Here is a 21,966-nt window from a genome sequence, read left to right on the forward strand (position 1 = left end):
GGAATGTCATGACATGCGAGACATGCGGCGGGGTACGGAGAGCCTGCTGGAGTGCTGGATTCCGCCCTACGCTACCGCCGCGGCGAGCGCGCGGCCGGGGGCTCGGGGCCGGGTGCGGCCCCGGGCGTCGGGGTCGCGTTGCGGCAGGAAGGCGGTACGGCGCTCACGGTCGCGGATGGCGGTACGGACCCGGGTACGGGGTACCGGGGGCGCGCAGCGGGCGCTGATCACGGCGCCGACGACCAGGGCGGAGCCCACGGCTCCGGTCGCGGTGGCGGCGAGCGCGAGGGCGGCGACGAAGCCGCCGCCGATGCCGCCGGTGCTGTCGGCGACGAGGATCTCGAAGGCCGTGACGGCGACGACGAGGGCGACGGCGAGCGCACGGACGAGGCGGGCGGTACGGCTGCCGGCGTCGGTGACCGTCATCCCCGCTCCCCCCTCTCGTCAGCTCTCGTCGACGGGTATCGGCTTCAGGGTACCCGGACGGCCGTCACACTATCGGGCCCGGGCGGAGACCAGTTTGCCCCACACGATCAGGCGATGGGTGGAGCTGAACTCGGGGGTGCAGGTGGTGAGGGTGAGATAGCTGCCGGGTTCGCGGTATCCGGCGCCGGGGACCACGAGGGACCGGGGTACGGGCCGGATCACCCCGATGTCGCGGGGCGCGGTCCGCGGCAGCTGCTGGTCGACCTCGTAGACGTAGACGCCGTCCCGGGTCTCGATCCGGATGTCGTCACCGGGCCGGAGCCGGTTGATGTACCGGAAGGGTTCGCCATGGGTGTTGCGGTGCCCGGCGAGGGCGACGTTCCCGGGCCTGCCGGGCCGGGCGGTGCCCGGGTAGTGGCCGATGTACCCCTTGTCGAGGACGTTCCGTTTGCCGACGCCCTCGGCGACGGGGGCGGTGACGCCGAGGCGGGGAATGCGCAGAACGGCGTACGCGCGCCCGGACTCGGGCACGGGCCCGGCCCGCCGCTCCTCGGGAACGGTCACGCCCGGCGGCCCCGCTCCCTCCCCTCCCCTCTCCCCCACTTCCACCTCCACCTCCCCCGCACCCCTTTCCCTCTCCCCCTCCCCTTCCCCTTCCCGCCCCCACTCCCGTTCGAGGGACGTCACCATGCGCTCGGCCCCGGCCCGGGCCTGCCGGTTGGTCCACCACAGCTGGTGTACGACGAGGAGCAGCAGGACGACCCCGCAGGTGACGGCGGCCTCGGCACACCCCCACAGCGCCCGCGCGGCCCGGGCGCGACGACGGGACCGGCGCCCCTGGACGACGACGGGCATCCGGTGGGGCCGCTGCTGCCGTATCCGCACGGGCGCACGATAGGGCCGGCCGCCGGAGGTCACCAGAGCCGTGCGGGCCCGAACCGCCGTGCCGTCCGGTGCGGCCGCGGCAGTACGGTGTCACCCATGCGCCCCGACACGCCTGCCGCACACACCGCCGAAGCCGAGCGTCTGCTGCGTACCGCGTCGCAGTACCCCGAGGACCACGAGCCCCTGCTGCTGCGCGCCGCCGCCCATCTCGAACTGGCCGGCGACCGCGAACGCGCCTCCACCCTCTACGACGGCCTCCTCGCCGCCGACCCCGAGCACCCCCTGGCGATCAAGGCGCTCCAGGCGGCGAACCTCTGGGAGTACGGCCACGAGGCGGAGGCCCGGGCCCTGATCGCGGGCGTCCGCGCCGCGTCCCCCGCCGAACCGGCCCCGTGGGAGACGATCGCCGAGACTTTGGAGTCCCACGACGAGCTGGAGGAGTCGCACGCCTGCTACACGGAGGGCATCGAGCGGCTGCTGCCCCCCGGCGACGACGACGTCCCCTACGGCGTCCAGCCCCTGCTCACCGGCCGCCACCGGGTCCGCCGCCTGCTGGGCCGCCCCCACGACAACTGGGACCGCCTCGCGGACAAGGTCCACACGGCCCGCTCCCCGATCTCCCTCGACGAACTCCACGACCCCAACCGCCTGTGGTCCCTGGGCTCGGACAACCCGGCCGAACTCCGCGCCGAGATCGCCCGCCTCCGCTCCGAACTGGGCTCCTACCGCTCGGCGCTCTCCCGCCCCTTCCCGGTCGCGGTCCTCCACTGGCCTTCGGCGGAGCTCACCGAACTCCTCACCGCGTACCCCGCCCTCACCACCGAGTACCCCTCGCACCCGGCCCACCTGACCTCCATCGAGTCGGCCCTCCGCGAACTGTCGGCCACGGGCACCGAGAACCTGGGCATCGTGACGGCGACGGTCCCCTCGTACGAGGCGTTCGCGGCCTCGGAACAGTCCTCCCCCACCAACCCGGCCCTGCTCCCCCAATACACCACCACCCTCGCCTCCCGCGGCCGCGCCCTCCCCTGGCCCCCGCCGAAAAGCGGCCCGTGCTGGTGCGGCTCGGAAACGGCGTACCGGGACTGTCACGGCGGCCCGGCCGCGGAATGACGAGACCCGCCCCGCTCATGGTCCCGTCGTCGGCGGCCAAGTCGGCCCAGATGAGCCGGCAGAAGTCCGAGGACACCTCCTGCGAGAAGGCCGTACGAAGCCTGCTCCACGCGCAGGGACTCCGCTATCGACTCCACACCGCCGTCCCGGACATGAGACGGCGGAAGATCGACATCACGTTCGGGCAAACCAAGGTGGCCGTCTTCCTCGACGGCTGCTTCTGGCACAGCTGCCCCGTCCACGGAACGCTCCCCAAGTCGAATGCCGCGTGGTGGCGGGAGAAGCTCGACCGGAACACGGAACGGGACCGGGAGACGACGGCACATCTGGAGTCCCGGGGCTGGACGGTGCTGCGTTTCTGGGAGCACGAGGCTCCCGAGGACGTAGCCGGTCGGGTGGCCGAAACCGTACGACGACTGCGTGCGGCCCGGTCCAAGCGCGAGTGATCATGCAAGGCTTGCGGAACGCAGAGGGCGGAGTCGCACGTCGAAGCGGGTAGGGCTCCGTCGGTCGCACCGAACGGAACGTGGGGAGTGCAACGTGGGGAGACTGACGTCGGTCGAGGTGTGCGCCGGAGGCGGAGGTCTGGCACTGGGGCTGGAGCGTGCCGGGTTCGACCCGGTACTGCTGCTGGACGACCGGGACGTCGCCTGCGAGACGCTGAGACTCAACAGGCCTGCCTGGAACGTCCTGGAGATGGACCTGGTGGACTTCGACCCCGTCGACCACCCGATCAGCTACGACGTGGACCTCCTTTCGGCCGGTCTGCCGCGTGTGAAGTCGTCCGCGACGGTCAACCGCGCGGAGACGGGCAAGGAGGCGGACCTCCTGAAGGTCACCATCCAGCTGGCCTCCGCCGTGCAGTCGCGCGCCGTGCTGATCGAGAACGTGCCGGAGCTGGTGGAGAAGCCGCAGTACGCGGAGGTGCGCGAGTACGTCCGTGCGGAGCTGGAGCACCTGGGCTACCGACTCAACTGGTTCGTCCTGGACGCCGCCGACTACGGCGTACCCCAGCGGCGGAAGCAGGGGATCCTGATCGCCTTGAAGAATCCTTACGCCGATGCCTTCGAACCGCCGGTGCCCACCGTCGACGATCACATCACGGTCGGCGAGGCCCTTCGGGAGTCCATGGGGGAACGAGGCTGGACGGGGCTGGAGCAGTGGGTGGCCGGAGCCGTCCATGTCGCCCCTACCCTGGTCGGCGGATCGTACGGCAGGGGCGGCGGCGATCTCGGGCCCCGCGGGTCCAAGCGCGCCTGGGAGCGGATGGGGATCAACGGCGGCGCGCTCGGCGACGAGGTTCCGGGCCCGGACGGGGCACAGGAATCGGATAAGTCGGGCTCACCTCACAAGAAGCTCACCGTGCCACAAGCCGCCCTCCTCCAGGCGTTTCCACCGGAGTGGTCCTTCGCGGGCGGCAAGACGAATCGGTACCGCCAGATCGGACAGGCTTCCCCGCCCCTCGTGGCGGAGGCACTCGGCAGGGCCGTCGCGGCGGCCCTGAAGTCGTGATCCGACGGTCCGGGCGATCGGCCGGAGAGGGCTCCGGCCATCCCGTCCCCGGGATAGACTCGCGTCCCATGACCACCCCCGATACGCAGCAGGTCGACGCTGCGGATTTTCGTATTGTCGATCTCTTCGCGGGACCGGGTGGACTCGACGTCGCCGCAGCTCATCTGGGTCTTCCCGTGGTGGCGGGCATCGAGATCGACAAGGACGCGCGGGCCACCCGCGAGGCGGCGGGGCTGGCGACGCACGACAGGGGTGACGTCCGCGACTCGGGCCCCGACGACTTCCCGGACGCGACCGTACTCACCGGCGGCCCCCCCTGCCAGACGTATACCGTCGCCGGCTCGGGCGCCGGACGACAGGCCCTCGACGCGGTCGTGAGTCTCGCCAAGCGCATGGCCGCCCGCGAGAAGGGCCTGGCCGAGGACTTCGCGAAGTTCGGCGACGAGCGCATCGGCCTGGTACTGGAGCCCCTGCGATGGGCTCTCGCCGCGATCGACGCGGGTCGCCCGTACGAGGCGATCGTTCTGGAGCAGGTGCCCGGCGCCATGCCGGTGTGGACGGTCATGGGGAACGTCCTCAGCAGCGCCGGGTACGACGTCGCTCCGCCCGCCGTGCTGCAGACGGAGGAGTTCGGTGTACCGCAGACACGGCGCCGGGCGATCCTGGTCGCGCGGTGGCAGGGACGGGCCGAGCTGCCCGAACCGACGCACCGCCCGTACCGGAAGGGCGTCGCTCGCACGGAGGGCGACTCGCGGCGCGCGCCCTGGGTGACGATGGGCGATGTGCTCAGGAACCGCCCGGAGTCCTTCTACGTGGTCTCCAACTACGGCACCGGCGGTATCCCCACCAACCGGGGCCGTCGCGACTCCGACATGCCGTCCGCCACCGTCACCGGGAAGATCTCCCGCAATCGGGTGTATCTGCCGGACGGTACCGAACTGCCCCGTTTCACCCACGCGGAGGCGGGCCTGTTGCAGACCTTCCCCGCCGTTCACCGATGGAGCGGCAACGCCGTCGCGCAGCAGATCGGCAACGCCATTCCGCCGCGGCTCGGCGTCCACGTCCTGGCCGCGGCCCTCGGGCTCGGGGACATCGCCCTGAAGGAGGGGCTGGCCGCGGTGGACCGTTCCATGGGCCTGACCTGATCGGCCCCGCCGATCACGCCTCCTCTTCCTCCTCCTTCATCCGCCCTCTGACGGGGGCGGTCTCGAAGTACTCCGCGAACCGTTCGACGAGCAGCTCCACGGAGTCCGAGGGCACGGGGCCGTCGTCCGGGCCGTCGGGCAGCCGTCGGCGGGAGACCGGCGGCGCGGACTCGGCCTCGTCGATCCACTCCGCCAACGCATCGCCGTCGCGTTCGTCGTCCGGCGCGATGACGTCGTAGAGCAGGGTGCTGGCCGCGGTGTTCACGGCGCCGGCGAGGGCATTCACTTCGCGTCCGGTTCTCACGGAACCCCGTTGCATCAGCCGGACGACGGCCTGGACCGTGGGCCGGTGGTCGATCACGTCGAGCCTCAGAACCGTATTGAGAACGTCCTGGTTACCGCACGCGACCGCGACCGGCTCGTAGTCCGCCCCGTCCCGGAACAGCTCGGCGACCCACCACAGTCTGGCGAACGCCTGGGTGTAGTGGGCACCACTGAAGCGGGCGGGCGCCACCCGCGGCAGCTCTGCCGCGACCGGCAGATGTCTCCACAGGACGTAGTCGGGAGCGACGCAGAGGGCGAGGTGATTCCACAGACGCCGGTCGGCGGCCTCTCGGCGGGTGAGCCGCATGGTCGCGTGGAGACGGGGAGCCAACCACGCGTCGGCGTCGGTCCTTTTGTCGCCGGCGTACGTCATGGCGTCCTCCACCAGAGCTCGGATCGGCTCGACCGCGAAGCGGGCGCCGGTGCTCTCCAGAGGTATCGCGTCCTTGCCGAGCGCGATGAAGGGGGGGTTCTCCCGGCCGGACAACACCTCGGTGGTCAGATTCGTCGCGGCGTTGATATCGGCGAGCAGCGCCAGCCGAGGGGGCAATGGATCGGGCTGCCGGGTCAACGACTGTTCTCCCTCTGGGACGCTTCGAGAACGCGAACGGTGCGGCCGAGGCTCTTCGCCACCTTCGCCTTCCGCAGGGCGGCATAGTTGATCTGTGTCTGGAGCCGGCTCCACGCCGCCGGCTCGTTCCGGCGGGCGTGGACCTCGCGCAGGGCGTCGTCCTCGGACCTGTCGGGCATGACGTCGGCGAGCATCCCTCTCAGGACGTCCTCGCGCCAGTCGCCCGGCCAGGTCGGGTTTCCTTCCGGGTCCACCTCCGTGGCACCGACCGCGGCGTGGAACGCGGCCGTCCAGACATCCGTGGCGATCCGTGCGGAGAGCAGATCCCCCACCGCCCTCTCCATACCGTCGCCACCGGGTCGCAGAAGCTCCGCTATGCCGTCGAAGCCCGTGTTCACATGGACGACGGGCAGCTCGCCGGACGTGTCGACCACCCAGGGCGAGTCCTTGAGGGAGCGCAGCCATTCGTACGGACCGTCGCGGAAGTCCACTTCGTTGACTTCGAGGCCCCGCCGCCGTACCGGGCTCGGGGCGGTGAAGTCCACGATCCAGTCCTCGTCCGAACGGGCGACGACGCGGCCGGGTACGCCGCCCACGGTAGCGACGACCATCACGGAGAGTTCCGCCCGACCGCGGTGGTCGGACCGCCACAGACGTAGTTGGCCTGTCCGGTCGCCGCCGGCTCCCGGCGCGAGACGCACGCTGGTACGGGAGTTGGTGGCGGCCTCCGTCAGTACGGCGACGACCACGACGTCCGTCCAGGGCCCCTCTGCCAGCTCCTCCTCGGGCAGGGTCGCGGCGACGGTCAGCCTGGCACTCCGCCACGCACCGCGTTCGGCATGGTCCAAGGCCACCACGCGCTCGCCCTGCGAGAACGCCGACGTCTCCAGGTCGGTCCCGTCCTGCCGCACGGCGGTCACCCGGAACGTGACCCTTCCCGCGGGAGTCCGATACGGAAGGACTCTCATTCGGCGGCCCCCTTCCCCTTCTGCAGTTCGACGATCAATCCGGCGAGGTCGGCGCGGACGGGGTGGGTGGACACGTCCGTGGTCCCGGTGAACACGGCGGTCGTGGCTCCCGCGTCGAAATGCAGGGCGCCGTCCACGAAGCGGCAGTTCTCCACCGCGACGATCTCGGACCAGCCGACCGTGGGGCGCGGCCCGGAACGGACGTCGAACTTCGCCACGAGCCCCATGACCCAGGGGTCCTTGCGCCGGGGCAGTCTGACGTCCGCCCTGATCCGCCACGCCCCGGAGGCGTCGATCTCGGCGTCGAGGTCCCGGATGGCGGGGAAGCCGCCGCTTCGACCGGACCGGGGTTTGCGGTCGTCCAGAATCAGCAGGTCGCGCAGGACCGCGGGGCCGGCGGTCGGCCGGTCCGGACGCCTGCCCGTCAGGTCCCGCACCGTGGCGTAAGCGGCCGTGGTGAAGGTGGAGATCCTGCGGTGCGCGGTACGGGAGTAGACGGACAACAGCTCTTCCGTACGCCCCCACTTGTTGTGCTCGGGAGGTTCGGACGCGCGGAGGAATGCCTCGGCCTCCGCCGCCCCGGCGTCCGGCCCGGCCGCGTGACCGGCCAGGAGGACGGCCTGAAAAGCGTCGGCGCCGAGGCCGAGATCCGGTACGCGGGCCGCGCGCACGACCATGAGACCGCCCCTCATGGTGACGAGGTGGTTGGACGGACCGTCTTTGTCCTCGGCGGCGGTCACGAGCAGGGCGGCTCGGTGTTCGACGGTCTCGCGCCCGCCCCCGGGCACGGGAACCTTCAACGGGACACGGGCCAGGGCTACCTGCCCGACCTCGGTGATGCGTTCGACCGTCTCGCCGTCGAAAAAGGCCTTCAGGGCCCGGGTCCTGGAAGGCTGCCTCTTCTCGGGATCGACCCGCTCCTCCTCGACGACCACTTGTCCGTTGCGCAGCGTGCGTACCGACGCCTCCAGCAGGGGCGCGCGATCCCGCCCGGCGGTCATCGCCGCCCAGAAGTTCTCGGCGAGCCCGTCGACCAGCCGGCGATGGATCGCCTTGACGGGCTGCTCGTCCCCGTCGTCCCTCCCGTCGTCCTGCGCGGTGTCGACCGAGCCCGCCACGTCGTGGGCACCGACCACGAGAAAGGACGTGCCGGGTTCTGAGTTCTCCCGGGTCAGATGCAGCCGGGCGACCGTCTCGTCGTCGGCCCACCACGAGCGGGCGACCCCCTCGTTCCCGGGTGAGGTGTCGACCTGCCCGAACCAGGCGGGGCCGGCCCACGCACCCCCCTCGGCCCGCCGCCAGGGCAGGTCCAACCTGCCGACGACCCGCTGCCGGTAACGTCCTTCGTGGGACTCGGAAAGGGTGGAGTTGACGAGGACCATGCCGAGTCGACTGGTCGCCCACAGAGTCGCCTTGCCCAGGCCGTACGAGCCGCCCGCGGCCCGTCCGGGCGCTTCCGACTTCCGGCTCTCGAGTTGCCGTCGCACCACCGCGGCGAAGCGGCCGTCCTCGTAGTCGTCGCCCGTGAGCCCCGTGGTGTTGTAGTCGTCGACCCGCAGCAGGAGCAGTCGATCGCCCCGGGTCAGGTCCTTCAACCCCTCGGCGACCACCCGTCCGACCTTCTGGTCCTGGGCCGCCGCCGCCTCGTAATGAGGCTGCAGCTCCGCCCAACGGACCGCGGTCAGGAACTCGGCGAGCATCTCGCCGGTCAGTTCGTGGAGCGTGTAGCGGACCCGGACCGGTCGGGTCCGGACGAGCTGCTCGTCGAGGCTGTTCTGGGTCGCCTCCCGGGCCAGGACCTTGACGTCGGCCTCGAAGGCGAAGGCCGCGGCATTGCCGAAGTCCCGTCCACCGTCCTGGTGCGCGGGACGGTGGTACCAGGCGACCGGTCCGCCGCTGACGGCATCGGTGGTGCGGGAGTGCATCACCGCTATGTCGGCCCCTATGGCCGCCGCGATGGCCCGCATGGTCTCCTCACGGGGCGTGGCACGCCCCGTGATCCAGGCGGAGACGGCCGCCCGAGTCACCCCGATCCGTTGGGCGAGGTCCGCCTGCTTCAAATCGAGCATGCGCAGCTGCCGGGCGAGCCACGGACCGAAGTCCTCCGTGCCGTCCACGTTCCGCACTCCCCCTGATCGATCCCACGTCCGTCACAGGACACCAACCCTAGCAGTCGTTTGACAAACGAGCGTCTGTCTAACGACAGTTGACACCCTCCGGGCGCCCACTGGCGGAGCAGAGGGCGATTCAATCACCCACCTATGTCCCGAATTGCCTGACCGTGACGCCTCGTGGCGAGGAGCCGGGCGCGACGTGCCGAAATTTTCCGACGCAAAACCCTTGCAGCACCGAGAGTTGCCCCCCTAAGGTTTTTCGCAGCTCTATCCGACGACCCGATAAAGGGCGCCACGAGGGCATGTTCGGCATGCCCTTATTCGATTCCGGGCCATCTCCACCCGCTCAATCCTTTGCATGTAAAAGCCATCTTCCCGCCGAGGGGGATCTGCGAGCAGAACGGCTTGCGACCATCATCCGAATGTCGCTACGGTCGAAAAGGCGTCCCCCACCGTCCCGGCCCGACTCTCCGCACAGACGAGCCGTCCGTTCCCATGCCCCTCCGAGGAAAAGCGCAACCACGTGTTATTCAAGGAACCACCCCGACCAAAAGGAAGTCCTGCCATGGGAGACGACGAGCTTGCGCGAATGCGTCGCATCGTCGCCGAGTACGACTCGGTCGAGGACGCCGAACTCCGTTCGGAACTTCTCGATATGTACGGCATCACGCGCGACACCGTCATCAGGGGCCGTCGTCTGATCGCCGCGACCGAGCGCCCCGCACCGGGCGCCGATGCCCGCACGCCCCGACGCGGTGGGCGCGGCAGGCGTCGGCACGGGGGGCGGCGCCCGGCGCCGGTGGGTCCGCCGGGCCGTCCGACGCTGCGCCGTCGCCGCACGGCACCGCGGAAGGTCGTGATCACCCTACGGATCGTGGTCGAGTTCCTGTAAACCGACACGATGTCGGACGTTTTGGCTATCGTCATACGTGAGTTACGGCCGCGCCCGGGGGCGCGGCCGGCGCTCCGGTTTCCCATGTGTCGTCGACGGTCACAGAAACGGAATTCCTCGTGAGTCACACAGTTCCGACGCAGGTCGGAGCGATGTCCGAAGTCATCAAGAAAGTCGTCGACCAGTCCGAGCGTGTTCTGGAGACCTATCGAGTCGATCCCGGACTCGTCCAGGAGCACGCCAACGGCGAACGCCGGATCACTCAGGGCGGATACGGCGACCGACAGCTCTTCGAGCTGGTTCAGAACGCCGCGGACGAAATCGCGAACGACCCGAACGCGAACAAGCTGCACGCCGTCCTCACCGAAACCCATCTGTACTGTGCCAACGAGGGAACGGCCGTCACCTCGGAGGGCGCCGAGACCATTCTTCGGATGAGCGTCTCCAGAAAACGAGGCGGCCAGATCGGCCGATTCGGCGTCGGCGTCAAGTCCGTTCTCAGCATCACGGACACCCCACAGTTCTTCAGCCGATCGGGAAGCTTCGGTTTCGATCGCGAATGGTCGCGTGCACGGATCCTCGAAGCCCTGGGGGCGCCCCCCGACGCCGACCTGGAGACCCCCGTGCTCCGGATGGCACGCCCCCTGGACGCCCGACGGGAGCGGGGCGTCGACCCCGTGCTCGACGAACTGATGCAGTGGGCGAGCACCGTGGTACGTCTGCCCCTGCTGGAGGGTGCCGCGGAGGAGATGGGCCGGGACATGTTCCAGGCCAAGGACGACGAACGCCGAGAATTTCCGGCCCACTTCCAACTCTTCTCCCACCATGTCGGCACGGTGGTCCTCGAGGACCGTCGCACCATGCCGGTCAGGAGCCGCACGATCACGGTGCGGCACGAGGGGCATACCCATGTCATCCGGGAGAAGCGGACGCAGCGGGCCGAGGCCGGAAGCGAGTGGCTCGTCTTCGGTACGACGCACGAGCCGTCGCCGGCGGCCCGCGCCGGCGCGGGTGAGATGCACGACCGCGGTGTCGTCGACATCGCCTGGGCGGTTCCTGCCTACACCGAGTCCGAAGGATTGCTCGGCACCACGAAGGGGCGCGGCGAGTTCTGGTCGTTCTTCCCCACGAAATACCCGATGACACTCACGGGCGCCCTCAACGGCGCCTGGAAGACGAACGAGGACCGGCAGAACCTCCTGGACGGCAGTCCGTTCAACCAGGAACTCCTTCGAATCGCCGCTCGTCTTGTCGTCGAATCCCTCCCGGAGCTGGCCCCGCCGGAGGACCCCGGCGCATATCTGGCCCTCCTGCCGGGTCGGTGGCGCGAGTCGGAGACCCTGAACTGGGCCGACCGCGCCCTGACCACCCAGATCTGGAATCTGACGGCCCTGTTCCCGTCCCTTCCGGACCAGGACGGCACACTGAGGGTGCCGCGCGAGCTGAAGCTCCACCCCGATCAGGGCAACCGGGGCAAGCTGGCCCCGGAGTGGTTGCGGATGTGGCACACGTATCCGGGACGCCCCCGCGGCTGGGTCCATCCGTCCGTCGAGGCGAAGGAGCTCCGGTCGGGCAAGGTCGAGCACATCCTCAAGGCCGCCGACCACGGCCGGGAGTCCGTCCGTGACTGGCTGGAGGCCCTCGTCTCCGACGGTCGCCCCGAGGGTTCGGCCGTCGCCGTCCGCATTCTCGCCGACATGGTGGAGAAGGATTCCCCCTTCGCCGCGGAGGCGCGTACCGCCCGTATCGTCCTCACCGAGGCCCACGGGATGGTCGCGCCCGTGACGGGAAAGGTCTACCGCCGGTCCGTTCAGGACGGGCTCAAGGACGACCTCGTCTACGTCGACGCCCGGCTCTCCGACGACCCGTCCCTCGACGGTCCCCTCGAAAAGATCGGCATCCGGACGGCCGACGCCCGGGGCCGCTTCGCCGGCGTACTCGACCAGGGGTTCGACCACTACACGCCCCGCGACTGGACCCGCTTCTGGGAACTCTTCCGCGGCGCCGGGGGCAGCGGTGTCACAGGTGAGGTCGGGGCCAAGGTCACCGACCCCCGGGACACCCTCCACGTCCGCACCCTCGACGGCCGTTTCCACCCCATGAAGGACTGCCTCCTCCCCGGCACGGTGGTGCCGGCCGACGGCTCGCGCGACACCTCGATCGCGGTGGACCTCGGCTTCCACTCCGACGACCTGGCCGTGCTGCGCGTGTTCGGGATGACGGACCGGCCGACGGCCGGGCACCGCCCCGACGACGAGCCGTGGTTCGCGGAGTACCGGAGCGCCGTCTACGAGCAGTACTGCGCCGGGCTGCCGAGCAACGCCTCTCGGCCCCAGCAGTACCGGCTCCAACTGGAAGGCTCGCCGTTCGGCGGTCCGCTCCACCTCCTGCCGCGGCTCTCCGACGAAGGCCGGGCGGCCTTCGTCCGGGCCCTGCCCGACGAAAGCGTGGTCGAGCACTGGAGTCGGCAGTTCGGGGTCCAGGCGAACACCCGCGGCACCGTCGTCTCCCCTCTCCACTGGATGCTGCGACGACACGGCCGAGTGCCCACCTCCAAAGGCCCGCTCCCGCCGGCCGAGGCCGTCGGTCCCCAGCTGCACGCCTACGCCGATGTTCTGCCGGTCGCCGACATCAGTGTCGAGAAGGCGCGCAAGCTGCGCCTGCCGGCGACCGTCGAGGGCGTCCCGCAGGACCGGTGGGCGGACCTGTTGGAGCAGCTCCGGCGGAGCGAGGACGACTCCTTCGTCGGCCGGACGTACGTCATGCTCACCCGCCTCGGGGTGCCCTTCCCGGAGGGCGTGCCGACCCGGTGCCGTATCGGAACCGAATGGGGTGCGCGGGAGGACGGCGACATCGCGGTCGCGGCCTCGGAGGACGAGTACCGGGCGCTGCGCGCCGAACAGCTCCCCGCCCTGTGGGCGAGCGGCCCCGAGGACGTTGAGCTGATGGTCGACACCTGGGGCATGCTCCGGGTCTCCGACGTCATCAGCAAGGAGATCCGGTTCGTACAGGTCGGGGAACCGACACCGCTCAGGGACGAGTTCCCCACCCTGCGGCAACGACTGGGCGCGTCCGTCAACAACTACTCCGTGCTCCGCTGCTCCGAGGTGGAAGAGGTGGTCCGCACACCTCGTGGGGCGACCGCCACCCCCTTGGACAGCGCCGTGCAGGGGACGACCGTCCTGGTGCTCGCGTCGCTCGCTCGCCACGATGTGTTGACGGCCGCCGACCGAGGGCTCCGGTGGGGGCTCGGCGCCGCCGGCTGTCGGGCCGTTCTGGAGGCGCAGCAGCGTCAGGAGCAGGACCGCAGGGTTCAGGAGACCCTCCGTCGTGTGCGTGAGGCGGAGTCCGTCGTCGAGAAGTTGGAACACCTCCTCGGCTCGGACGCCCTTCGGGCCGGACTCCCCGTGGGTCTGCTGGACGGCGAGCTGGTCCGCTCGGGCGGTGTCGTCCCCTCGCCGCGTCGCTCGGCGCAACTCGCCCACAACGCACACGGGGACGGTGTCCTCCAGGTCCATGTACGGGATCTGACCGCCGCCTATCCCAGTCATGCGCCGTCGTCGTTCACGGGAGGCTCCACCGCCGTCCGATTCGTCGCGGATCTCGGCTTCCCCGACGCCTTCGCCGGCTCCCGGGTACCGGCGCCACCGCCGCGGATCGACGTCCGGGGACCGACGGCGTTCCCCCGGCTGCACGACTACCAGGAGCGGCTCGCCGCGAACGTCTTCGCCATGCTGGATCGGCTGACTCCCCAGCGCGGCATGCTCTCGTTGCCCACCGGGGCGGGCAAGACGCGTGTCGCCGCCGAGGCCGTCATCCGTTGGATCAAGCAGAACGAGACGCTCCCCGGCCCCGTCCTGTGGATCGCCCAGACCGAGGAGCTGTGCGAGCAGGCCGTCCAGAGTTGGAAGTTCGTCTGGGAGAAGGTGGGTGCCGAACAGCCGCTGGCGGTGAATCGTCTCTGGTCGACCAATGTGGCGGGGCCGGTGCGGGACCGACCCCATCTCGTCGTCGCGACGGACGCGAAGCTGCGGAACTGTCTGGCGACCGAGGAGTACGCCTGGCTTCGGCGGGCGGCGCTCGTCGTCGTGGACGAGGCCCATACGGCCATCGCGCCCCAGTACACCGCGATTCTCGGGGAGCTGGGCCTCACACACGCGCAAACGGACCGCCATCTGCTGGGTCTTACCGCCACCCCCTTCCGCAATACGGATGTCGAGGAGACCCGTCGACTGGTCCGACGCTTCGGCGGGCGCCGGCTGGACGACGGCGTCTTCGCCTCCGGCGACCCCTACGCGGAACTCCAGGAACTGGGCATGCTCGCCCGCGTCGAGCACAAGGTCCTCACCGGAGGGACCATCGAGCTGACGACCGACGAGAAGCAGCACGCCGAACAGCTCAGCGTGCTGTCCAAGGCGGCCGAGCAGCGGCTCGCCCAGGACCACGACCGCAACAACCGCATCGTCGAGGAGATCACGGGGATGCCGGACGACTGGCCCGTGCTGGTCTTCGCCACCTCGGTGGGGCATGCCAAGTTGCTGGCGGCGAGGCTCAACGACGTGTCGGTCAGGGCCGAGGCCGTCGACGCCACGACGTCGCCCAACGACCGTCGCAGTCGTATCGACGCCTTCCGTCGCGGACGCGTCCGGGTCCTCACCAACTACGGTGTGCTCAGCCAGGGTTTCGACGCGCCCGCCACGCGCGCCGTCGTGGTCGCCAGGCCCACGTACAGCCCGAACGTCTACCAACAGATGATCGGCCGCGGTCTGCGGGGACCGCGCAACGGCGGCAAGGACACCTGTCTGATCCTCAACGTACGCGACAACATCACGAACTACGGCAAGGAGCTGGCCTTCACCCGCTTCGAGCACCTGTGGAGCAATCGGTGAACCGTGCCTACGACGACAACCCGTCCCTCACCCCGGAACAGCGGCGGGTGGTGGAGCAGCCGTGGAACGCCCGGGTCCTGGTGACGGCGGGTGCCGGCGCCGGGAAGACGCACACGCTCGTACGCCGACTCGAAGCCCTGATGAGCGACGGCGAGGACGCGCTCGAGGCTCGTGAGATCCTCGTGCTCACTTTCTCCCGGGCGGCGGTCCGCGAGCTGCGGCGACGGATCGCGGATCACGCCGAAAGGGCCCGCCGGGTGAGGGTCCGGACCTTCGACTCGTGGGCCTACGGTCTGTTGACGAGCAGCGGTGACGACGGCGACCGAGGTGGTCAGTCCTACGACGAACGCGTTCGTCGGGCCACCGAGGCGGTCGAATCCGGCGCCGTCGACGAGAGCGAGGCCGGCCCGCCCGCGCACGTCGTGATCGACGAGGTCCAGGATCTGGTCGGGGTGCGCAGGGAAATGGTGGAGACCCTGCTGGACCGGTTCCAGGACGTCTGCGGATTCACCGTGGTGGGCGACGCCGCCCAGGCCGTGTACGGCTTCCAGGTGTCGGATCCCGACGCGCGCGCGGCGGAGACCAACTACTTCTTCGACTGGCTCCGTGCCTCGTACGGCGAAGACCTCGTGGAGCTGCACCTGCCGACGAACTTCAGGGCCGTCACCGAGGAGGCGGGTATCGCGCTCCCCCTGGGCCGGGCACTGGGGCGACTGCCGTCGGACACGGTGGGCGGCGCGCGGGAGGGCGAGTCGCTCCATCGCGAGCTGCGCGCCCGGCTGTTGACCTGTCCGGGCTTCGGGGACCTCGACGACCCCTTCACCCTCGACTCGCTCCGGGCCTATCCCGGTACCTGCGCCGTGCTGTGCCGGGACAATCGGGAGGCGCTGTCGCTCTCCCAGAGCCTGTTCGAGAAGAGGGTGCCGCATCGTCTCCAGCGGTCGGCCCGGGACCGCCCGGTGCCCCCGTGGGTCGCGGTACTGCTGGGTCGGTGCGGCTCGGGGAGTCTCGGCGAGACCGCGTTCCGTGATCTCGCGGCCGGGATCGGCGCACCGGCGGAACGCGACCTGGAACGGATCTGGCAATCGCTACGGGGGGTCGCCCGGGGGCAGCGGGGCGTCGTCGACCTCGGAGCGCTCCGACGCGCGATCGCCGAGGGGCGCTTTCCCGACGACGTGATCGTCGACGACGCGGAACCCCTGGTGGTGTCGACGATCCATCGCGCGAAGGGGCTGGAGTTCGACCGGGTGATCGTCGTCGAACCGGCGTCGATCCCGGAACTCCGGGGCCGGCACACGCACCTGGACCCGGCGGCCGAGGCACGCGCCCTGTACGTCGCCATGACGCGCCCCCGGGAGGATCTGTTCCGGATCCCCGCCCCGACGACGGTCCACCTCCGGCGCGACAAGTCGGTGGACCGTTGGTACGTGGGCGGGTGGCGTCCACGTCAACGCTTCGGTATCGAGGCGACGGGACGCGACGTGTCCCGGGAGCATCCACCGGGCACCGAGGGCTTCGAGGCCGATCCCGTGGCCGTCCAGGAGTACCTCGCGTCCTCCGTTCGCCCCGGTGACGGAGTGACGCTCCGTCTCCAGCACCGACTGCCGTCGGCCGCGGACCAGAGCCCTCCGTACACCGTCCTTCACGGCGACACCCCGGTGGGCGTCGTGTCGGAGGAGTTCCGGCGTGCCCTCCACTCGTCCCTCCGGGGCGGAGCGGGTCGGGAGATCACCTGGCCCGAGCAGATCGACGGCTTCAGGGTCGATACCACGGAGACCGTCGCGGGCAGTACGGCCTCCGCGGACCGTGCGGGGCTGGGACGGCACGGGATCTGGCTCGTACCCCGAATGTCCGGTATCGGCAGTTACGCATGGCAGGGGAAGTCCGAGGAGATGCAGGCTTCATGACACACGAGGTCGGCCGTCACGCCGAGCACTACGCCCTCCGGGAGGAGATCGTCACCGGGCTGCGTCGAGGGCTGCTGGGTCCGGGAGCCGAGGAAGAGACCCTGGAACACGACCCCCCGATCACGACCTATCCGATCGGGGTGCTCTTCCCCGGGACGGCGGAGGAATCGGCACGTCGGGAGTCCCTCGCCGAGTACGCCGTACACGACGGACCGGACACGGTACCCGTCACCCGTTTCCGCGACTCCGAAGACGCGTCGTCCGACCCCGGTGTATCACTCGCCAACGACCGCCGCCCCTCGGCCATGGGACTGACCTTCGCCGTGGATCCGGATGTTTCGAGGACGGTCGTCGTGACCACCGAGGCGGCCGTGTACGAACCCCGGGACGCGGAGGGCCGGCCGGTGGCACACCGGCGGGCCGAGGCGCGCAGCACCGACGAACAGGTCGAACGTTGGAGCAGACGCGCCCTGCGGCTGCCGACGGTGACCGTCGACGTGACGGTGCCCGGGATGCGAGCGGCGGAAGAACTGGCCGACGGTGCGGAACTGCGGATCCTGGTCCGGCGGCGGAGCGACACGAGCGGCACGGTCACCGTGACCGTCACCCTGGTCAACAGTCGCACCGTCGGCGAGCGCGAGCTGCGGGACGCCTTCTGCCTCTACCAACCACGGCTGCTCGTACACGCCCCCGACGACGCGGCGGCCTTCGTCGAACGCTCCGGACCCCCCGGGGCGCTCGGGGACGAGGAAGAGGCGATGGCGCGGCTGCTCCACCGCCACGCGCCCGCCTTCGCGACCGGACACGGCTGCGCGGCGGACTGGGACTGGACACCGCCCCGGATCGGCGAGACCGATCGCGGCAGGGCGGCTGTTCGAGAGGTGCGGACGGAGTTCGTACCCGGCTACGAAGTGCTGCTGACGGATTCCAACCCGGAGATCGACGACCGCGCCCTCACCATGCACGGGCTGGCCACACGGCCGCCGTCGGAGGTGCTCGCGGCACTGGAGGAGTTGGCCGACGGGTACGCGGAATGGATCGCCCGCAGGGCCGAGGAGGCGGCCGGCTTCGCGGGCACCGAGTTCGAGGACACGGCCCGCAAGCAGGTCCACCTGTGCCGTAAGGCCCTCGACCGCGTTCGGGGCGGGATTCGTGTCCTGCGCGAGGACCCCGCGGCCATGGAAGCGTTCCGGCTGGCGAACGAGGCGATGGCGCACCAGCGGGCACGCAGCATGTGGACCCGGTCGGAGCGGCGTGAGCCGCTGGACACGACCGCGGGCCGGTGGCGTCCCTTCCAGATCGCCTTCGTCCTGCTCTGCCTCGAGGGTGTCGTGGACCCCGAACACGAGGACCGGGGCGTGGCGGACCTGCTGTGGTTCCCCACGGGAGGCGGCAAGACGGAGGCGTACCTCGGGTTGATCGCCTTCACCACGTTCCTCCGCCGGCTCCGCCTCGGTGACCGGGGCGCCGGCGTCACCGTACTCATGCGGTACACCCTGCGCCTGCTCACGCTCCAGCAGTTCGAGCGGGCGACGATCCTGATCTGTGCCATGGAACTGATGCGCCGGGCGCAACGTGGGCGGCTCGGCGACGAGCCGATCTCCATCGGTATGTGGGTGGGTCGATCGGCGACCCCGAACACCCTCGCGGCGGCGGACCGGAGCCTCGCCGAGCTGCGCCGGGAGCGGTCGCTCCAGGAGAACAACCCGGTGCAGCTGCACGCCTGTCCCTGGTGCGGCACCCGGCTCGACGCGCACCAGTACGAGGTGGACGAGGCCGCGGTACGGATGCACGTCCGCTGCCCGGACGACGAGTGCGCGTTCCGTGAGGGCCTGCCGGTCCACCTGGTCGACGAGTCCGTCTACGACGCCCGGCCGACGCTGGTCATCGCCACGGTCGACAAGTTCGCCGCGATGCCCTGGCGCGAACGCACCGCGGCCCTCTTCAATCGGGACCGCGACGACGGCACGCCCCCTCCGGAACTGATCGTCCAGGACGAGCTCCATCTCATCTCCGGTCCCCTCGGGACGCTCACCGGCCTGTACGAGACGGCGGTCGACGTCCTCGCCGAACGACCCAAGGTGATCGCGTCCACCGCCACCATCCGTCGGGCTTCGGAGCAGGGCACCGCCCTCTTCGCCCGCTCCGTCGCCCAGTTCCCGCCCGCCGGCCTCGACTCCCGGGACTCGTGGTTCGCGGTGGAGTCCCCGCCCGGTACCAAGGCCACCCGACGGTACGTGGGGCTGCTCACGCCGAGCACCAGCCAGGCGACCCTGCTGGTCCGCACCTATGCCGATCTGCTGCACCACGCCTCGCGGACCGGCGCCCCGGACGAGGTGCGCGACGCCTACTGGACCCTCGTCGGATACTTCAACAGCCTGCGCCTCCTCTCGGCCGCCGAGCTCCAGGTGCACGACGACGTCGTGGCACATCTGGAGTATCTGGCGGAGCGGGACGGAGCGCCGAAGCGGGAGATCCGGGAGCAGACCGAGCTGACGAGCCGGGCCGACGCCGGCGACGTACCCGGTCGACTCGCCCAGGTCTCCCGGGGGCTGCCCCACCCGGAGACGGTGGACGTCCTGCTCGCCACGAACATGATCTCCGTGGGGGTCGACGTGGATCGGCTCGGACTCATGGCCGTCATGGGACAGCCCCAGACCACCGCCGAGTACATCCAGGCCACCAGTCGCGTCGGTCGGAGCCGGCCGGGGCTCGTCGTCGTCATGCTGAACTCCGCCCGCTCCCGGGACCGGTCGCACTACGAGAACTTCGTCCACTTCCACTCCGCCCTCTATCGCGAGGTGGAGGCGACCAGTGTGACCCCCTTCTCCGCGCGCTCTCGCGACCGGGGTCTGCACGCCGTGGTGGTGGCGCTGGCCCGGATTCTGATCCCCGAGGCCCGCCCCAACGACGGCGCCGGGCGGATCGACCGGTTCCGTGAGGAACTCGACTCCGTGATCCGCCCCCTGCTCCTCGACCGTGTCTCCCGGGTCGACAAGGACGAGTACGACGCCACGGCCGCGGCCTTCGACGACTTCGTCGACGACTGGGAGCGGTTGGCCGAGAGCAACGGGGGCCTGGTCTACGAGCCCCCGCGCGGCCGAAGGACACCGTCCCTCCTCGGCTCCTACGACGAACCCGACGGCAAGACGTGGCCGACGCTGTGGAGTCTTCGCGACGTCGACGCCCAGTCCGCCCTCTTCGTGGAGGCAACCCGATGACACCTCCCCCTCCCCGTCGTCGCCGCGGCGGTCCGCCCGAGCGCTCGTTCCCGCGCCGGGGCGCGGTGCGCCGTTCACAGATGATCACCACCTACGGGGTGGGGTCCCTGGTGGCCGTGGACAACGAGTCGTTCGTCGTCGCCGGGCTCGACTCGTGGAACGTCGACGGGGCGATCGTCATCGACGAGGTCCGTCTCGCCCGGGCTCTGGGCGTGTATTCGTTCCGGCTCCCGCCCGCGTCGGACGAGACCAGCAGGGACGGCGTACGGGTCCGCCGGTTCCCCCTGTGGCACTCCTGCCAGAGCTGCGAGTCGCTGGGGCACGTACGCTCCTTCAACTCCACGCCGGGCCGCAACGAGTGCGGAGAGTGTCGTGAGGACCTGGTTCCGTCCCGTTTCGTCACGGCCTGCTCCCGGGGCCATCTCGACGACTTCCCGTACTGGAAGTGGGCCCACCGAGGAAATCGCAGGGAGGGCGAGTCGGGCCTGTGCGGGGGTGAGATGAGGCTCCGTACGACCGGACGGACGGCGTCCCTGCGCTCAATTCTCGTCTCGTGCACCTGCGGCATCCCCGAGGTCTCCCTGGAAGGCGCCTTCCGACGCAGGGCGCTGACCGAACTCGGGGTGCGCTGCGAGGGGCGGCGCCCCTGGTTGAAGGGGGCGTCCCCCGAGGAGTGCCCGGAGGTACCGCGCACCCTCCAACGCGGCTCGTCGCTCGTGTGGCAGCCCGTTCTCCGCTCCGCCCTGTCGATCCCGCCGTACAGCAACAAGACCGTGGGACGCCTCTGCGAAGACGACTGGCCCCAGTTGCGACAACTTCGTACCCGTGCCGAGTTCGAGATCTACGCGAGAGCCGTCGGCGCACGCGGCAAGGGGCCGGTCTCCGTCGACACCCTGATGGCCCTGGCAGCGGCGGAGTCCGCCGAGGGGACCGGTGGAACGGAGGAGCGGACGAAGCGCCCGGAGAGCCCGGGAGTCCTTCTCCGTCGACAGGAGTACGAGCGGCTCGTCGCGGGCCATCCCGAGAGCGAGGCGGACCACGGCGAAGAGTTCGTCTGCGAGCCGCCGACCTCCGAGGCGTCCGCGTTGCGACCGTTCGGGGTGATCGATCCCATGCTGGTCAAACGGCTCCGGGAGGTCCGCGTCCTCAAGGCGTTCTCGCGGGTGGAGGACATCGAGACCAACGTCGACGTACACGAGGCCGCCCTGTCCCTGACACCCGTGAACTGGCTGCCCGCGATGGAGGTTCTCGGCGAGGGCGTCTTTCTCCGACTGGACCGGAGGCGGCTCGACGAGTGGGCCCGCGGCCCGGCGGTCGCCTCGCGGGTCGAACGCATCCGGAGCAACCACGTCCGCCGGATGCGCGAGTTCGCCCGCGACGACACCCTCGTCCCCGACTCCCCGGCCGATCCGGGCATGGTCCTGTTGCACACCCTGGCCCATGTCCTGATCAACGAGTGGAGCCTGGACGGGGGCTATCCCGCCGCGGCGCTGCGGGAGCGGTTGTACGCGGACGAGACCATGGCCGGTCTCCTGATCCACACGTCGACCAACGACTCCGCGGGGAGTCTGGGGGGGCTGGTGGCCCAAGGGGAGCCGGAGCGTCTGGTCCGCAGTCTGCGTTCGGCCCTCGGGCGGGCCGAGTGGTGTTCCGCCGATCCGCTGTGCATCGAGTCCGAGGCGGCCGGCGCGGGAAGCGTCAACCTCGCGGCCTGCCATGCCTGTGTCCTGTTGCCGGAAACGAGCTGTGAACACAGCAACGGCCTGCTGGACAGAGCACTGCTGGTAGGAACGCCCGAGGACCCGTCGATCGGGTTCTTCGGGTCGCACGTGGCCCGTTGATCGGCCGGCGGTCCGTCAGTTCTCACGGCATCATCACAACTCCGCATCATCTACACCCACAACCCCCCGTTTCCCCGTCCGGAACGACATGCTCAGGCCCACTCGGATCGGATCTGTCTGTCTTGGGGTGCACATGTCGCCGATATATGCGCGTGGGC

Annotated in this window: 14 protein-coding genes; 9 read left to right on the forward strand and 5 right to left on the reverse strand. The window is 70.3% G+C overall.

The window, feature by feature from the left end; translation table 11 throughout:
- Positions 1–66 precede the first annotated feature (66 nt).
- Together ACFXG1_RS02045 and ACFXG1_RS02050 are read right to left on the reverse strand one after the other, a co-directional pair.
- Positions 67–426, reverse strand: coding sequence for a DUF6412 domain-containing protein (locus ACFXG1_RS02045; RefSeq protein ID WP_384707464.1), 360 nt, complete (start codon positions 424–426; stop codon positions 67–69).
- A 69-nt stretch (positions 427–495) separates the two neighbouring features.
- Positions 496–1,281 carry a class E sortase gene (locus tag ACFXG1_RS02050; protein ID WP_384707535.1) on the reverse strand — a complete coding sequence of 262 codons (786 nt, stop codon included), beginning with the start codon at positions 1,279–1,281 and terminating at the stop codon, positions 496–498.
- Positions 1,282–1,407: 126 nt separating this feature from the next.
- Between ACFXG1_RS02050 and ACFXG1_RS02055 the strand changes: the two genes are divergently transcribed.
- The 4 genes from ACFXG1_RS02055 (at position 1,408) to ACFXG1_RS02070 (ending at position 5,081) form a co-directional block, all read left to right on the forward strand.
- Positions 1,408–2,424, forward strand: a complete 1,017-nt coding sequence (locus tag ACFXG1_RS02055; RefSeq protein WP_384707466.1) for a hypothetical protein — start codon at positions 1,408–1,410, stop codon at positions 2,422–2,424.
- Complete coding sequence (locus tag ACFXG1_RS02060; protein ID WP_384707469.1) at positions 2,421–2,870, forward strand: very short patch repair endonuclease; 450 nt, start codon at positions 2,421–2,423, stop codon at positions 2,868–2,870. Before ACFXG1_RS02055 ends, ACFXG1_RS02060 begins: the two co-directional genes overlap by 4 nt.
- Before the next feature lie 94 nt (positions 2,871–2,964).
- Positions 2,965–3,936 (forward strand): DNA cytosine methyltransferase, encoded by a 972-nt coding sequence (locus ACFXG1_RS02065; RefSeq protein WP_384707472.1) that lies wholly within the window; start codon positions 2,965–2,967, stop codon positions 3,934–3,936.
- A 68-nt stretch (positions 3,937–4,004) separates the two neighbouring features.
- Positions 4,005–5,081: a DNA cytosine methyltransferase gene (locus ACFXG1_RS02070; RefSeq protein ID WP_384707474.1), complete on the forward strand. Its 1,077-nt coding sequence runs from the start codon at positions 4,005–4,007 to the stop codon at positions 5,079–5,081.
- Between the two features lie 13 nt (positions 5,082–5,094).
- Here ACFXG1_RS02070 and ACFXG1_RS02075 read toward each other — a convergent pair whose 3' ends face one another.
- The 3 genes from ACFXG1_RS02075 to ACFXG1_RS02085 are packed head-to-tail and all read right to left on the reverse strand — an operon-like array spanning position 5,095 to position 9,061.
- The gene (locus ACFXG1_RS02075) at positions 5,095–5,976 is read right to left on the reverse strand and encodes a DUF6339 family protein (protein ID WP_384707478.1); all 882 of its coding nucleotides are present in this window, start codon (positions 5,974–5,976) and stop codon (positions 5,095–5,097) included.
- Complete coding sequence (locus ACFXG1_RS02080) at positions 5,973–6,896, reverse strand: hypothetical protein (protein WP_384707482.1); 924 nt, start codon at positions 6,894–6,896, stop codon at positions 5,973–5,975. The genes ACFXG1_RS02075 and ACFXG1_RS02080 overlap by 4 nt, the downstream gene beginning before the upstream one ends.
- A 44-nt stretch (positions 6,897–6,940) precedes the next feature.
- Positions 6,941–9,061, reverse strand: coding sequence for a helix-turn-helix transcriptional regulator (locus ACFXG1_RS02085; protein ID WP_384707485.1), 2,121 nt, complete (start codon positions 9,059–9,061; stop codon positions 6,941–6,943).
- A 562-nt stretch (positions 9,062–9,623) separates the two neighbouring features.
- Between ACFXG1_RS02085 and ACFXG1_RS02090 the strand changes: the two genes are divergently transcribed.
- The 5 genes from ACFXG1_RS02090 (at position 9,624) to drmB (ending at position 21,808) form a co-directional block, all read left to right on the forward strand.
- Positions 9,624–9,950 (forward strand): hypothetical protein, encoded by a 327-nt coding sequence (locus ACFXG1_RS02090; protein ID WP_384707488.1) that lies wholly within the window; start codon positions 9,624–9,626, stop codon positions 9,948–9,950.
- Between the two features lie 152 nt (positions 9,951–10,102).
- Positions 10,103–14,839: a DEAD/DEAH box helicase gene (locus ACFXG1_RS02095; RefSeq protein WP_384740333.1), complete on the forward strand. Its 4,737-nt coding sequence runs from the start codon at positions 10,103–10,105 to the stop codon at positions 14,837–14,839.
- Positions 14,836–16,746 (forward strand): UvrD-helicase domain-containing protein, encoded by a 1,911-nt coding sequence (locus tag ACFXG1_RS02100; RefSeq protein ID WP_384707497.1) that lies wholly within the window; start codon positions 14,836–14,838, stop codon positions 16,744–16,746. Before ACFXG1_RS02095 ends, ACFXG1_RS02100 begins: the two co-directional genes overlap by 4 nt.
- A complete protein-coding gene (locus ACFXG1_RS02105) occupies positions 16,743–19,967 on the forward strand; it encodes a helicase-related protein (protein ID WP_384707500.1) in 3,225 nt (1,074 codons plus the stop codon). The genes ACFXG1_RS02100 and ACFXG1_RS02105 overlap by 4 nt, the downstream gene beginning before the upstream one ends.
- Positions 19,964–21,808 carry a DrmB family protein gene (gene drmB, locus ACFXG1_RS02110; RefSeq protein ID WP_384707503.1) on the forward strand — a complete coding sequence of 615 codons (1,845 nt, stop codon included), beginning with the start codon at positions 19,964–19,966 and terminating at the stop codon, positions 21,806–21,808. Before ACFXG1_RS02105 ends, drmB begins: the two co-directional genes overlap by 4 nt.
- The last annotated feature ends 158 nt before the right edge of the window (positions 21,809–21,966 follow it).

The sequence above is a fragment of the Streptomyces sp. NPDC059248 genome (assembly GCF_042753905.1).
Taxonomy (GTDB): Bacteria; Actinomycetota; Actinomycetes; order Streptomycetales; family Streptomycetaceae; genus Streptomyces.